This is a genomic window from Streptomyces sp. NPDC051909 (genome assembly GCF_040681095.1).
GTDB lineage: Bacteria > Actinomycetota > Actinomycetes > Streptomycetales > Streptomycetaceae > Streptomyces.
The window spans coordinates 146699-160552 of record NZ_JBFAYA010000015.1; the positions used below are offsets into that span (position 1 = coordinate 146699).

General features: G+C 72.7%; 9 protein-coding genes and 1 tRNA gene. 3 read left to right on the forward strand and 7 right to left on the reverse strand.

What is annotated here, in order from left to right; translation table 11 throughout:
* Positions 1–11 precede the first annotated feature (11 nt).
* Positions 12–1286, forward strand: coding sequence for a M6 family metalloprotease domain-containing protein (locus tag AB0M18_RS24050; protein ID WP_365761264.1), 1275 nt, complete (start codon positions 12–14; stop codon positions 1284–1286).
* Here the strand turns inward: AB0M18_RS24050 and AB0M18_RS24055 are convergent.
* The 4 genes from AB0M18_RS24055 to AB0M18_RS24070 all read right to left on the reverse strand — a co-directional run bounded on the left by AB0M18_RS24055 (position 1281) and on the right by AB0M18_RS24070 (position 6384).
* Positions 1281–2981 (reverse strand): class I adenylate-forming enzyme family protein, encoded by a 1701-nt coding sequence (locus AB0M18_RS24055; RefSeq protein WP_365761266.1) that lies wholly within the window; start codon positions 2979–2981, stop codon positions 1281–1283. The two genes, AB0M18_RS24050 and AB0M18_RS24055, sit on opposite strands and share 6 nt — an antisense overlap.
* A gap of 89 nt (positions 2982–3070) precedes the next feature.
* The gene (locus tag AB0M18_RS24060) at positions 3071–3769 is read right to left on the reverse strand and encodes a ScbR family autoregulator-binding transcription factor (RefSeq protein WP_365761268.1); all 699 of its coding nucleotides are present in this window, start codon (positions 3767–3769) and stop codon (positions 3071–3073) included.
* A 174-nt stretch (positions 3770–3943) separates the two neighbouring features.
* Entirely contained in the window at positions 3944–5287 is a 1344-nt protein-coding gene (locus tag AB0M18_RS24065; protein WP_365761270.1) for a cytochrome P450, read from the reverse strand.
* A gap of 407 nt (positions 5288–5694) precedes the next feature.
* On the reverse strand, positions 5695–6384 hold the full coding sequence (locus tag AB0M18_RS24070) for a ScbR family autoregulator-binding transcription factor (RefSeq protein WP_365761272.1): 690 nt from the start codon (positions 6382–6384) through the stop codon (positions 5695–5697).
* 269 nt (positions 6385–6653) lie between these two features.
* On the opposite strand from AB0M18_RS24070, the gene AB0M18_RS24075 reads away from it, so the two are divergent.
* Positions 6654–8561 carry an acyl-CoA dehydrogenase gene (locus AB0M18_RS24075; RefSeq protein ID WP_365761274.1) on the forward strand — a complete coding sequence of 636 codons (1908 nt, stop codon included), beginning with the start codon at positions 6654–6656 and terminating at the stop codon, positions 8559–8561.
* A gap of 48 nt (positions 8562–8609) precedes the next feature.
* Positions 8610–8685: transfer RNA gene (locus AB0M18_RS24080), tRNA-Arg, on the forward strand.
* 66 nt (positions 8686–8751) lie between these two features.
* Here the strand turns inward: AB0M18_RS24080 and lepB are convergent.
* The 3 genes from lepB to AB0M18_RS24095 form a co-directional block, all read right to left on the reverse strand.
* Positions 8752–9495, reverse strand: a complete 744-nt coding sequence (lepB, locus tag AB0M18_RS24085; protein WP_365761393.1) for a signal peptidase I — start codon at positions 9493–9495, stop codon at positions 8752–8754.
* Between the two features lie 116 nt (positions 9496–9611).
* Positions 9612–11297 carry an MFS transporter gene (locus AB0M18_RS24090; protein ID WP_365761395.1) on the reverse strand — a complete coding sequence of 562 codons (1686 nt, stop codon included), beginning with the start codon at positions 11295–11297 and terminating at the stop codon, positions 9612–9614.
* Between the two features lie 290 nt (positions 11298–11587).
* Positions 11588–13801, reverse strand: a complete 2214-nt coding sequence (locus AB0M18_RS24095; RefSeq protein WP_365761276.1) for a D-alanyl-D-alanine carboxypeptidase — start codon at positions 13799–13801, stop codon at positions 11588–11590.
* Positions 13802–13854 lie beyond the last annotated feature (53 nt).

Here is a 13854-nt window from a genome sequence, read left to right on the forward strand (position 1 = left end):
GAGGCCACCGCATGCAGGAGACCCGCCGACGGATACGCAGACCCATCGCCCTGGCCTCGGCGGCCGCCCTCGCGATCGCCGCCCTGGCAACGGCCAGCACGACCCTGCCCGGCCCGGCCCCCGCCTCCGCGGGCCCGGTGGCCGCCGGTTCCGGGGAAGCACCGCTGGGGCCGTGCCGGATCGCCACGACGATGGGTGTGCAGATGTCGGAGGGACTGCCGACCGCCCCCGGCTACGCCCGCTCCACCGGGCGGATCAGGGCCCTCAACCTGATGATCGACTTCCCGGACGCCCCCGGGCAGGGCACCGCGATGAGCCGCTTCCGCGAGTTCTTCCCGCAGACCGCCGACTGGTTCCGGGTCAGCTCCTACGGCCGCCTCCACTACACCCCCGAGACCCCGATACCCGACTGGCTGCGGATGCCCCGCCCCTTCTCCTCGTACGGGGTCGAGCGCGGCTCTCCGTACGAACCGGGCTACCGCGGGCTCGTCCAGGACATCGTGAAGGCCGCCGACCCGCGCGTGGACTTCAGCGCCTACGACCTGGTCAACGTGCTCGTCACCCCGAACGCCGGGCCCTCGGCCCTCGACACCGTGCTGTCCGTGACCTTCTCCGGCAACGACGACGCCCCCTACGCGGACGGCGTCCCGCTCGCCAACACATCCTTCGTCTACAGCCGCCAGGACGACGGCTCCGGCAGCTACGCCGACACCGGCTACCGGGTCCTGCCGCACGAGAACGGGCATGTCTTCGGACTGCCCGACCTCTACACCGTCGACGGCGGCGGCACCGTCGGGCACTGGGACATCATGTCCGAGGACTGGGGGGCCAACAACGACCTGCTCGGCTGGCACAAGTGGAAGCTGGGCTGGCTCGACAACGACCAGGTCGGCTGCGCCTCCCGGCCCGGCGACGTCGAGTACACCCTCACCCCGCTGGCCACCACCGGCGGCCGCAAGCTCGCCTTCGTCCCCCTCTCCGGCACCTCCGGATACGCGGTCGAGGCGCGCACCCGCGAGGGCAACGACGAGGCGGTCTGCAAGACCGGCGTCCTCGTCTACCGGGTCGAGACCGACGTGGACACCGGGCACGGCCCGGTCACCGTCGCCGACAGCGACCGCTCCAGCGGCGGCTGCACCCGGCGCCCCAATGTGCACGCCGAACTGTCCGACGCCCCCTTCGGCCCCGGCGAGACGTTCACCGACCGGACCAACGGCATCCGGATCAGCGTCCTCGACGAGGACCCGGAGACCGGCGGCTACCGGATCCGCGTCACGCGCTCATGACCGGCCGGGCCCGGGACCGGCGACTTCTGCGCGCAGCTCGCGCTTGAGGATCTTGCCGGTGGCGTTCCGGGGCAGCTCCGCCTCCCGTACGAGGACGTGCGCGGGCACCTTGAAGGCGGCGAGCCGTGCGCCGACGTGCGCCCGCAGCTCCTCCGGGCCGGCCGTCGCGCCCGCCCGGAGCCGTACCACGGCGGCGACCTCCTCGCCGAGCTCCGGGTGCGGCACGCCGAGAACGGCGGCCTCGGCGACGTCCGGATGGGCGTGGAGCACGCCCTCGACCTCCCCGCAGTACACGTTCTCGCCGCCCCGGATCACCAGGTCCTTGATCCGGTCGACGACGGTGACCCGGCCGTCCCGCACCCGCGCCAGGTCGCCCGTACGGAACCAGCCGTCCGGTGTGAAGGCGGCCCGGGTGGCCTCCTCGTCGCCCCAGTAGCCGCGGATCAGCGACTGGCCGCGCAGCCACAGCTCGCCGACGCCGTCGGCGTCCGGCCGGTCGATCCGCACCTCCACGGCCGGGGCGGGCCGGCCCACGCTGTCCGGGTGCGCCCGGTACTCGGCGCCGAAGTTGGCGAGCACGCCGCCGCAGGTCTCGGTGAGGCCGTAGCCGTTGCGGGGCTCGATCCGCTCCCCGTACGCGGCGGTGATCCGCGCCACGATCTCCGGCGGGGCCGCCGCTCCCCCGGTGTTGATCATCGTGACGGTGGTCAGCGGGTCGCCGGTGCGCTCGGCGAGGTCGAGCAGCTGGAGCGCGGTGGTGGGGACGCCCGCGTAGTGGGTGACGCCGTGGGTCCGGATCAGCTCCAGGGCCTTCGCCGGGTCCCACTTGCGCATCAGGACGAGCGAGCCGCCGGCCGCCATGACCGAGTAGAAGGAGGTGAAGGCGGCCACGTGGAAGAAGGGGAAGGTGGTGAGCGAGACCGGCACCGGCCCGGCGCCCGGCCGCTCGCCGCGGCGCACCGCGGAGGCGGCGGCGAACCAGCGCGGGTTCATGGCCGCGCCCACCTGTGCGAGATGGGTGGCGACGGCGCCCTTGGGGCGGCCGGTGGTGCCCGAGGTGTAGATGATCGTCGCGTCCTGCTCCGGCAGCACGTCGACGGGCGGCGGGCCGAGACGCGGGTCGGTGTCGGGGACGTACGCCTCGAAGCCGTCCGGGGCCCGGGCCTCGTCGGGCGTCCCGGGCTGCTCGCCCTCCTCTCCGTGGAAGACGATGGCGGGTACGGCGCGCTCGCGGGCCCAGGCGGCGACGCGCGGCACCCGCTCGCCGTCCACCAGCAGCACGCGCGGCGCGCAGTCGTCGAGCGCGTACGCGAACTCCTCCGCCGTCCACCAGGCGTTGAGCGGTACGGCGACGAGTCCGGCGAGCTGGGCGGCCCAGAAGGCGATGTGCCACTCGGGGTGGTTGCGCATCGCCACGACCGCCCGGTCGCCGGGGCGCAGTCCGTGCACGTCGACCAGGCGGCGGGCGAGGCCGCAGGCGGCGTCGAAGAAGGCGCGGTAGCCGAGCACGCCGTCCTCGGACACGAGGAAGGGCCGGTCGCCGTAGCCCCAGGTGGCCTCCACGAACTCGCGCAGGGTGCGCGGCCCGCCGGTGTACGCGCCGTCGGCGACGGCGAAGGGCGCGCCGGGCGCGGCGAGCGCGGTGAGCGCCCCCGTGGACGGGTCGGCGTGCTGGTCGGCGTGCTGGTCGGCCACTGCGCCCTCTTCTCTGCTCCCCGGGCGGCTCCCCGGACGGCTAAGCGCTTGCTCAGCTCGGCCGCCGACGCTACCAGCAGGGCTTGCGCTCAGGAAGGGAGCTCTGTCCGTACGCACTCCTGACCACCCGGTACGCACTCCTGTCCGTCCGGTACGCGTTCCTGACCACCCGGTACGCGTTCCTGGTCGCCGGCCGCCACGAATAGGCCCACCCGCGCCGCGCCCACCACGCGCGGCAGCAGGAAGGCCCAGAAACGGGTGAGCGGGGCCCGCTCCAGCCAGTGCGGGTCCTGGTGGCCCAGGGCCTCGTGGCCCGCCGCGACCGCGACGACCGCCGCCGCGACATCGCGGGCGGTGACGTCGGGCGCGAGCAGCCCCGCGCGCTCGGCCCGCACCACGATGCCCTCGACCCACTCGCGCCACAGGCGCCTCAGGTCCCGGTCGGTGCGGGTCCGCTCCGGGGCCGCGCTCAGCGTGAAGCCGGCGCGCAGCACCGGATCCGAGCCGAGCCCCTGGACGAGCTCGTGGCTGGCGTCGATCAGGATCTGCAGCGGCAGCGCCTCGCGCTCCCGGGTGATCCGCAGCAGCCGGTCGCCGGCCGCCGCGACGACCGCGTCGGCCAGCGCCGCCTTGCTGGGGAAGTGGAAGTGCAGGGCTCCGCTGCTGACTCCGGCGCGGGCGCTGATGGTCGCGAGCGAGGCGACCTCGAAACCGTCCCGGTCGAAGAGCACCGCCGCCGACTCGACAAGGGCGTTGCGGGTCCGGATCGCCCGCTCCTGCTTGGCCAAGGAGCCTCCGTCACCGACCGTGGGGATGCCTTCACTCTCCTCGACTGTAACAAACCGGTCCTGCGGTTTTTCACCGTTTTCCATAGAGGAGAAAGAGACCGCGGAGCCTCCCGCAGGAGCCTCCCGCAGGAGCGAGCTGTTCACATGCCGGAAGCCGGAGTGCGCGGCACCCGTTCAGTCCCGCGCGGGCAGCCGGACCGGCAGCGCTCCGTATCCGTTCAGGAGGAAGGTCGGAAGCGGCGCCAGCTCGTCGGCGGGGCAGGCGAGTTCGAGGTCCGGGAAGCGCTCGAAGAGGGCTTCGAGGGCGATCGTCGCCTCCAGGGTGGCGAGCGGGGCGCCGAGGCAGCGGTGCACTCCGTGGCCGAAACCGAGCGGGTCGCGGTCGGTACGGAGCACGTCGAAGCGGTCTGCGTCCGGGCCGTGGCGCTCCGGCTCCAGGCCGCCGGCGGCGAAGTTGACGAGGATCGGGTCGCCCTGGGCGATCTTCACCCCGTCCAGCTCGATGTCCTCGACGGCGAAGCGCAGCGGCGAGTAGGCGGCCGGGCCGTGGGTGCGCAGGGTCTCGGCGACCACGTCGTCCCAGCTCGCGCGCCCGGCCCGGACATGGGCGAGCTGCTCGGGGTGGGTGAGCAGCGCGGCGGCGGCGTTGACCACGAGCGCGGCGGTGGTGTCCTGACCGGCGGCGATCAACAGGAAGAGGGAGCCGAGGAGTTCGTTCTCGGTGAGGGCGTCGTCGCCGTCCCCGTCGCGGGCGGCGATGAGGGAGGAGGTCAGGTCGTCGCCGGGTACCTCGCGGCGGGCCGCGACCAGCGCGCCGAGCAGCCGGAAGGCGGTGCCGCGGGCGGCCTCCATGGTCTCGGCGGAGACGCTGGAGCTGAAGACGGTGCGCAGGGCGGCGGTGAGTTCGACGCGGTCGGCGCCCTCGGCGACGCCGAAGAGCTCGCAGATGACCTGGAGCGGCAGCGGTTCGGCATAGCCGGTGCGCAGTTCGGCGGTCTCGCCCGTGGCGAGGCGTTCGGCCAGGCCGTCGAGGAGCGTGGTGGCGATCTCCTCGACGCGGGGGCGGAGCGCGGCGGTGCGGCGGGCGGTGAACGCGGCGGCGACCAGACGGCGCAGGCGGGCGTGCTCGGCACCGTACGAGAAGAGCATGTTCTCGTTGGCGACCCAGGGGTAGAGCGGCCACTCGGGGGTGATCCGGCCCTCGGCGAAGGCGGGCCAGTGGCGGCGGGCGTCCTTGGAGACGCGCGGGTCGACGAGCAGCCGCTCGACGTGCTCCTGGCGGACCACGGCCCAGGCGCCGACGCCGCCGGGGAGCTCGATCGGGACGGCGGGGCCCTGCTCCCGGAGGGCGGCTGCCTCGCCCGCGAGATCACGGCCGGTCACGTCGAGGGCGTACGGGCAGCCGCCCGCGCCCGCGAGGGCGACAGGTCCGGCGGCGGGGGCGGGGGCCTCGTGGTGTCTGTCGTGGCCCAGGGCGGCCTGGTGCGCGTCCTGGTGCATGTCGCTGCGCTCGTCCATGCGGTGTTCTCCGTCTTCGGGATCGGGTACGTCTCCACGGCTCCGGGCCGTGGCGGCTGCGTGCCGTCGCGACACGATGCCCGTTGTGGCGCCGTACGTCACGGGGCGCGGTGCCGCGGACCCGCTCCGTCGCGGTCCGCGGTCCGCGTGTGCCCCCCACCACCCGCACGCGCGGCCGAGGAGAACAGGACGTCCCCTCCCCCTGGTAGAGCCTGATCGGCCCGGTCGAGTTCCACCGGCCGGTCGAGTTCCCCGGTCGGGACGAGTTCCACCGGCCCGATCGAATTCCCCCGGTCTGGTCGAATTCCCCGGTCGGGGGTTCATCGGTCCGGGGTTCATCGGTCCGGCGAACGGCCGGCTCGACTCCGTTCGCCTCCCGGCCGCCGCGTCAGTCCGACGTGGCGGCGTCAGTCCGACGTGGCGGCGAGCGCGGCGGCGCCGTTCTCGCGTGCCCGAGCGGCTTCCTCGTAGGCCAGTTTCGCCCGCTCGGGCGTGAAGTCGAGGCGGACGAGCACGCCGGGTACGGCGATGGCGCTCACCATGGTCCGCATCAGGTCGGCGACCCGCTCCACCATGTCCGCGTGCCGGGTCATGATCTTCGACAGCACTTGAACCCCGGTGAAACTGCCGGTGAACAGGGTGGCGGCGGAGGAGATGTCCACGTGCGGCAGCAGTTCGCCGGCCGCCTTCGCCCGGGCCAGGACGTCGGTGTTGTGGCTGATCCAGCCCTGCATCGGTACGCCGCGGTCGAGGCCGTCGTACGGCGAGCCCTGGTCGACGGTGAGGCGCACGCTGCCGCGCACCATGGGGTCGCCCACGTGCAGCAGGTACGCCAGGACCAGCGCCTCGTCGGTGAGCTGCTGCAGGAAGAGCTCCCGCTCCGGGACCGGCGGCAGCGCCGCGACCTGCCCGGCGAGCACCTCCTGGGCCAGCTCCTCCTTGGAGGCGAAGTGGAAGTAGAGCGCGCCCTTGGTCACCCCACACCTCTTCAGGACCTCGGAAATCGTGGCGGCCTCATAGCCGACCTCGTCGAACAGCTCCGCTGCCGCGAGCACGATCTTCTGGCGCGTGCGGATGGCTCGTTCCTGTTGTGCCACTACATCCTCCGTACCTCGCGGGCCCGAAGGAGACCGGGAGGCTGGTATTCCAACGGCTCACATGGAGTGATGAGTCGGCGGCCGGTCCACTGGAACCCCGTCGGCAGTAGGGTGAGGCCGGCGAGCCCGGTTTCTTCACACGTCCACATTTCAAGAATAAAACCAGCTAGCCGGTTTGACAAGGGAAATTGAAACAAAACCGGTTGGTACGTATCTTGTTGGGCAAGGTCACCTCTTCCCTGCCGGTCACACTCTTAACGGGGGAGCCGATGCTCCAGCACGCGGAGGCACCACTCAGACACGACGGCGACAGCGACGACGCTGCCGCCGTCGCCACGGCTGCCGGTACGGCGGTCGCTACAGCGGTCGGTACGGCGGTCGCAAGCGCCGACGTGGCGGCGCTCTCCCGCCTGCTCTTCGACGGCGACGGGCGCGAACGCGTGCACGGCGAATGGCGCCGGCTGATCGCCGGGGCCGCCTTCGCGCACCGGCCGGGCCTCACCTTCGCCGAGCGCGCCACGCTCTCCTACGAGCGACTGCGGCTGGTCAACGACACCGTCGCCGGCCCCGCCGCGGAGGCCCTGGCATACGACGCGCGCCGACTCGCCGCGCTGCACGAGTGGACCGGATTCGTCGACGGCGGCGTCTGCACGCTCGCGAGCATCCACTACAACCTGTTCCTCGGCAGCCTCCTCGATCACGACGGATATCGCCGCGACTTGACGGACTACACGTCGATGACGCGGACCGGTACCTTCCTGTGCACCGAGCTCGCCCACGGCAACGACGTCGCCGCCCTGGAGACCGTCGCCGTCCTCGACCGCGAGACCGGCGGCTTCGTGCTGCACACCCCGAACCCCGGGGCGGGGAAGTTCATGCCCAACACCAGCCTCACCGGCGGCCCCAAGACCGCCGTGGTCGCCGCCCGGCTGCTCGTCGACGACCAGGACCAGGGCGTCTTCCTCTTCCTCACCCCGCTCAGCGACGCGGACGGGCACCTGCCGGGCATACGAGTGCGGCCGCTGCCCGAGCGCACCGGCACGCCGGTCGACCACTGCCTCACCTCCTTCGAGCACGTCCGGCTGCCCCGCGAGGCCATGCTGGAGGCCGCTCACGGCCGGCTCGACAAGGACGGACGGCTCGTCAGCAACCTCGGCAACCGGCGCAAGCGGTTCCTGCGCTCCGTCGGCCGGGTCACCATGGGCAAGCTCTGCATGAGCGGCGGCACCCTCGGCATGGCCCGCGCCGCGCTCGCCATCGCCGTCCGCTACGCCCACCACCGCGAGGTCGCCGCGCCCAAGGCCGGCGAGCGGATACCCCTGAGCGCGCACCGCACCCACCACGGACGGCTGCTGCGCTCGCTCGCCACCTCCTACGCCATGACCTTCCTGCACCGCGAGGTCCTCGACCGCTGGTGCGACCACGACCCGACCGACCCGCGGCAGCGCGAGGACATCGAGCGGCTGATCGCCGTCGCCAAGGGCTGGATCACCTGGCAGGCCCGCGACATCGCCGTCGAGGCCCGCGAACGCTGCGGCGCGCAGGGCCTGTTCCCCGCGAACGGCATCTCCGACCTGACGTTCAACATCGAGGGCGGCATCACCGCCGAGGGCGACAACCTGGTCATATGGGCCAAGGCCGCCTCCGAGCTGGTCTTCGCCCACGAGGCCGGCCCCGACGAGCGGGCCGACATCGGCGACCTCACCGACCTCACCGACCTCGGCTTCCTGCGGGACCTGCACGCCCGCGTGGAGCGCATCTGGCAGACCCGGGCCCGCGCCGCCCTGCGCGGCGGCCCCTCCGGCGACCCGATCGGCCGCTGGAACGAGACCTCCGGCGCCGCCCTGGAAATGGTCGCCGCGCACGCCCGCACCGCCGCCGCCGACGCCTTCCTCGCCGCCGTGGACCGGGCCGGCACCCCGGGCAGCCGACTCCTCCTGGAGCAGCTGGCCCGCCTCTTCCTCCTCCACGAGCTGCGCCCGCACACCGGCGACCTGCTCGCCGCGGGCCACCTCACCCCCGCCCAGGTCGAGGCCCTGCACCCGACGACCGAGCACACGGTCGCCGCACTCGCCCCGCACCTGATGCCCCTGGTGGACGCCTTCGACCTGCCGCCCGAGTTCCTGGCGACGGCCCCGATCGCGAACGCGGACTACCTGGACCGGTTCGACACCTGAGGCGCCGGACCCCGGTGGTCTCCATCCGCTACCCTGTTCACTGGTCTCGCCTTCGTAGCTCAGGGGATAGAGCACCGCTCTCCTAAAGCGGGTGTCGCAGGTTCGAATCCTGCCGGGGGCACCAGCGCAAAGGCCCCCTACCGGTATCGGTAGGGGGCCTTTCGTGTGTCCGTCGGTGCGGGGGGGGCGGTCAGTGGGGGAGGTCCGGCTGGGTGAAGGTGTCCGGGATCGGGAGGGTGGACCAGTGGGAGACCGGCCAGGCGACGACCACCGCGCGGCCGACGACGTCGGTCAGGGGGACCATGCCCGCGTGGGGGTCGGTCTGGTGGTAGCGGGAGTCGAGGGAGGCCTGGCGGTGGTCGCCCATGACCCAGAGGCTGCCGGGCGGGACGGTGACCTTGAACTGGCCGGCGGGGTCCTGGCTGCAGGGGGTGTTGCCGGGGTAGACGTAGGGCTCGTCGAGGGGGTGGCCGTTGACCTTCAGGGGGCCGGTGCCGTTGCACTCGACGGTGTCGCCGGCGACCCCGATCACCCGCTTGATCAGGTGCTTCTCACCGGCCGCCGGCATCAGGCCGATGAAGCCGAGGACGTTCTGGAAGGCGTTGGGCTCCGGCACCGGGCTGTTCGCCAGCCAGTCGGCGGGGTCGCGGAAGACGATGACCTCGCCCCGCTCGGGCTCGGAGCCGAACCACGGGGTCAGCTTGTCGACCAGGACGCGGTCGTCCAGCTGCAGGGTGTTCTGCATCGAGCCGGAGGGGATCAGGAAGGCCTGGAGCAGGAAGGTCTTGATCAGGAAGGCGAGAACGAGCGCCACGGCGACCAGGAACGGGATCTCGACCCACATCGGGCGCTTGCGCTGCGCGCCCTTGCCCTTGTTCCTCCCCCCGGGAGCCGCCGTCTCGTCCTCCGCGCCCGATCGCGCGTCCACCACCATGTCGCCCACTGCTGTCCACCGCCGACTCGCCACGTCCATGCTTACGAACCGGACCCTATGCCCGTCGGGCGCCCCAGCCGGGCCGCTCCGGCCTCACACACCACGTACGAGTGACGTCAGCGGAGCTCCTCCGGGCAGGCCGTGCCGCGCGGGAAGAGCTTGTACGGGGCGCCCAGGCGGTAGGTGCCGGCCTTCGGCGCGACGAGTTCGGTCCACTCGTCGCCCTCCGCGTCCGGCTCGGCCTTCAGGAGGCAGCCCTCCTCGTTGGCGAAGACCTTCGGGATCTCGACGCCGGACTCGGCGTCCGCCTCCTCGCGGGCCTGCTTCGACGCCTCGGTCTCCTGCGGCGGCTCGATCTTGCCGCCGTTCTCGTCGAGGAGCGCCAGCCACGGCGAGTACGGGACGCGGATCCTGATCCGGGCCGGGCGGTCGAGCGTCAGCACCACCTCGTCGGCCCCGGCGCGCCGCACCTGGGCGGGCGCGTCGGCCAGCGGGGTCGGGTCGGTGACCGCGTACAGCCGCCAGTTCGCGTCCGACCACACCTGCTTCAGATACGGCAGCCCGTCGTCGACCAGCTCCGCCTCGCGCTCCGCGCCCGAGTCCGGGGCCCCGGTCGGAAGCACCACGTAATGGACGGCCCAGCGGCCGAGCCAGTCGTGGTAGTTCGCGGCGTTGAGGGTGTCGTCGTAGAAGAGCGGGTTGCGCTTGAGGTCGGCCTGCCGGTTCCAGCCGCGGGCCAGGTTGATGTACGGGGCGAGGGCGGAGGACTCGCGGTGGCTGGACGCCGGTACGACCTCCACCCGGGCCTGCTCGGCGCCGCGCACCTGGAGCTGGTTGATCAGCGGTGCCACCTCGCGCGCCCAGGACGCGTCCGGGGCGGTGCGGATGACGTCGTCGACGCCCTTGAAGCCGATCCACACGTTCAGACCGGCGAAGGCGAGCACGAGCGCGTACCAGCGGCGCGAACGCGGCCGGGCGTACGGCAGGGCGGCGAGCAGCACCACCCCGGCGAAGAGCATGACGAGCCGGCTGACGTTCGACCCGATCTGGGAGTCGATCAGCCAGGTGAGCAGGGTGCCGGCCGAGTAGACGGCGGCGGCCGTGCGCACCGTGCGCCAGTCCTTCGGGACCAGGAGGAGGACCAGGACGCCGAAGAGGAAGGGGAGCGACGTCGAGGCCAGGCTCATCGGCTGGGTGCCGGAGAAGGGGAACAGCCACGCCGAGAGCGCGACCACCGCGACCGGGGCGAGGCCGACGGCGTACGCGCCCGGGCGCCGCTTGTTGAGGAAGAGCGCCGCCGCGACCACGCCGAGGAACAGTCCGGCGACCGGGCTGCACGCGGTCGCCAGCGCGGCGAGCGGCGCGGCCACGGCCGCCTTCGCCCAGCGGTGGTAGCGCCAGCGGTGCGGCCAGCAGAAGACCGCGGCGACCGAGCCGATCGCGAACATCATCCCGAGGCCGAAGGTGACCCGGCCGGAGAGCGCGTTGCAGAGGAAGGCGAAGGCGCCGGCGAGCGCGCACGCCAGCGGATTGCGCACGGCCCGCACCCGCACCAGGATCAGCGCGGTCAGGGCCGCGGACAGCGTCCCGGCGATCATCATCGTGGTGCGGACGCCGAGCACGGACATCACGTACGGCGAGACGACGCTGTACGAGACCGGGTGCATGCCGCCGTACCAGGCGAGGTTGTACGCCGAGTCCGGGTGCCGGCCGACGAACTCGGCCCAGGCGTCCTGCGCGGCCAGGTCTCCGCCGCTGTTGGCGAAGAAGAAGAACCACAGGACGTGGGTGAGGGCCGCCACGGCGGTCGCGACGAGCACCGGGAAGCGGCGCTTGCTCCGCCAGGAGCGGCGACGGCTGCCGGGCGAGGGCGATTCGGGGGCCTCCGGGTCCGCGGCCGGCTGCTGTTCCGCGGCCGGGCGCTGCGCCGGAAGTTCTATTCGCGAAGGTGAAGACACGTTAGGTTTGCCTCCGGCCTCACGGGTCCCCTCGGCGGTGCTCAATGCGGCCCTCTCCCGTGCAGCCCTTCTCCTCGTTCCCCCAGGGAACGCTAACAGGCGGGCGCCCGGGGAGCCCCCGGGCGCCCGTCCGATCAGCCCAGTCGGGTCAGCTTCTCGCCGAAACCGGGCTCCACGAGGTCCTTCGCGAGGGCGACCGGCGCGCTGACCGCGCCCGCGCCGGTGCCGATCGACACCTGGCCGACGACGTCCCCGGCCTTGCCCGCGTGCGGCGGCTTCTTGCCGCCGTCGCCGAGCTGCAGGCTCACCTTCAGGCCCGGCCAGCCGACCGCCTTCAGGTCCTTGGTCGACACGACCGGCGTACGGCCGCCGAGACCGTCGTCCACGTAACCGACGACCTGGTCCTTCTTCACCACGGCGGCCGAGGTGACATCCTCCTGCGCCTTCTGGATGACCTTGAGGCTGTTGGAGATGGCGAGTTCCAGCTTCTGCCAGAGCTGCGAGGCGTCCTTGGCCCCCATGACGATGCCGATGATGCGGCGCTTCTGGCCGTCGACGACCGTGTACGCCGACCACAGCAGGTTGCCGCCGGCCGGGGTGGAGGAACCCGTCTTGATGCCGGCCACACCCGGCTTCAGGAGGATCGAGTTGTTGTTGATGATCTTCTTCGGGATGCCGTCGATCATGATCTCCGGCGTGTCCACGATCTCCCGGAGCACGTCGTACTGCATCACCGCCTTACCCAGCTTCAGCTGGTCCAGCGGCGTCGACACGGTCGTCGCCTGCAGACCGGACGGGTCCGTGTAGGTCGACTCCGTCATGCCCAGCTCCTTGGCCGCGGCGTTCATCTTCTCGACGAACGCGGCCTCCGAACCGGCGTCCCAGCGCGCGAGCAGCCGCGCCACGTTGTTGCCCGACGGGATCATCAGGAGCTGCAGCAGCTCCTTCTCGCTGTAGGTCTGGCCGGCCTCGATGGGGGCCGTCGACTCGTCCGGCGCCTTCGCCTGCTCGCCGGCGGTCTTGTCGACCTCGATCTCCGGACCGCCCTCCTTCCCCTTGATCGGGTGGTCGCGCAGGATCACGTAGGCGGTCATGGTCTTCGCCACGCTCGCGATCGGCGCCGGCTTCTGCGGGCCGTACGTGCCGAGCGAACCGACGCCCTCGACCTCGGCCGCGCCCTGGCCCTCGGACGGCCACGGCATCTGCAGCGCGCCGCCCTCGAAGGTGTACGTCGGGTTGGCGGACAGCACCAGCTTGGCGTCCGGGAGCGGGCGCACGAACTGTACGACCGCAAAGACGATCAGGAGGAGCAGGACCAGCGGGGTCCAGATCTTGAACCGGCGGAAGGTGGTCCGCAGCGGCGTCTCCGGCGGCGGCGGGGTGTTGGTCAGCTCCGCGAGGATCTCCAGCGGCGGACGGGGCGGCAGCGGCTGCTGCCTGGTCCGCTCCGGCTCGGTCAGCGCCGCCGGTACGGGCGCGGGCGCCGCGGCCCTGGCCTCGGCCGGCCTCGGCTGCGCGGGCTTCGGCTGCGCGGGCTTCGGCTGCTCCTGGGTGATGTCGCCCTTGAGGGGACGGAAGGTCGACGGCGGCAGCTTCAGGGCCGTCGTCGGCTGGTCGACCGGCTTCGCCGCGGGCTTGGCCTCGGGCTCGGCCTCGGGCTCGGGCTTGGCCTCGGCGGGCGGCGTGAACGCCTTGAAGACGGCCGTCGGCTGGTCCACGGGCTTCGCCGCGGGCTTGGGCCCGGACTCCGCCTCGGACTTGGCCGCGGGCGGCGTGAAGGCCTTGAAGACCGCGGTGGGCTGGTCCACGGGCTTGGCGGCGGGCTTCGGCTCCTCGGCCGCGGGAGCCTTCGGCTCCTCCTCGGCCTTCTGCTCCGCCTTCGGCTCGGCCGGCTTGCGCGAGGCGAACCACGACTCGCCCTCGGGCTTCGCCTCGGGCTCCGGAGCCTCCTCGGCATCGGCCTCCGCCGCCGCCTCCGGCTCCTCGTCCTCACCCGCCTCCGAGTCCACGTCCGAGTCCGCCTCCGCGTCTACGTCCGCAACCGACTCGCCCTCGGCCGCGTCCTCCGTCCCGGAAGGCTCGGCGTCCGACGACTCGGCCTCCGAAGCGTCCGCCTCGGGCTCCGCGGGGTCGGAAGACTCCGAGGGCTCCGGCTCCCCGGCCTCGCCCTCCGGCTCGTCCTCCGGCGCCGTCCGCGGGGCCAGGGCCCGGAAGACGGCCGTCGGCTCGTCCACGCGGCCCTGGAGGACGGACAGTCGGGGGTCCTTGCCGTCACCGCCGACCGCGCTCTCCCGCTCCTCCGCCTTGTCGGGGGACTCGCCCGCCACCGTGCCTCCTCCATCGCTCATGCGTTCACGCCTACGTCCGAACCGTCTACCAGTGTCCTGTGTGAACCCCTTGG

Bases quoted from the DNA above. Each gene is read 5' to 3' on its own strand.
- AB0M18_RS24050 (WP_365761264.1), top strand. From the start codon at position 12: ATGCAGGAGACCCGCCGACGGATACGCAGACCCATCGCCCTGGCCTCG.
- AB0M18_RS24065 (WP_365761270.1), bottom strand. From the start codon at position 5,287: ATGGACGAGCGCAGCGACATGCACCAGGACGCGCACCAGGCCGCCCTG.
- AB0M18_RS24075 (WP_365761274.1), top strand. From the start codon at position 6,654: ATGCTCCAGCACGCGGAGGCACCACTCAGACACGACGGCGACAGCGAC.
- lepB (WP_365761393.1), bottom strand. From the start codon at position 9,495: ATGGTGGTGGACGCGCGATCGGGCGCGGAGGACGAGACGGCGGCTCCC.
- AB0M18_RS24095 (WP_365761276.1), bottom strand. From the start codon at position 13,801: ATGAGCGATGGAGGAGGCACGGTGGCGGGCGAGTCCCCCGACAAGGCG.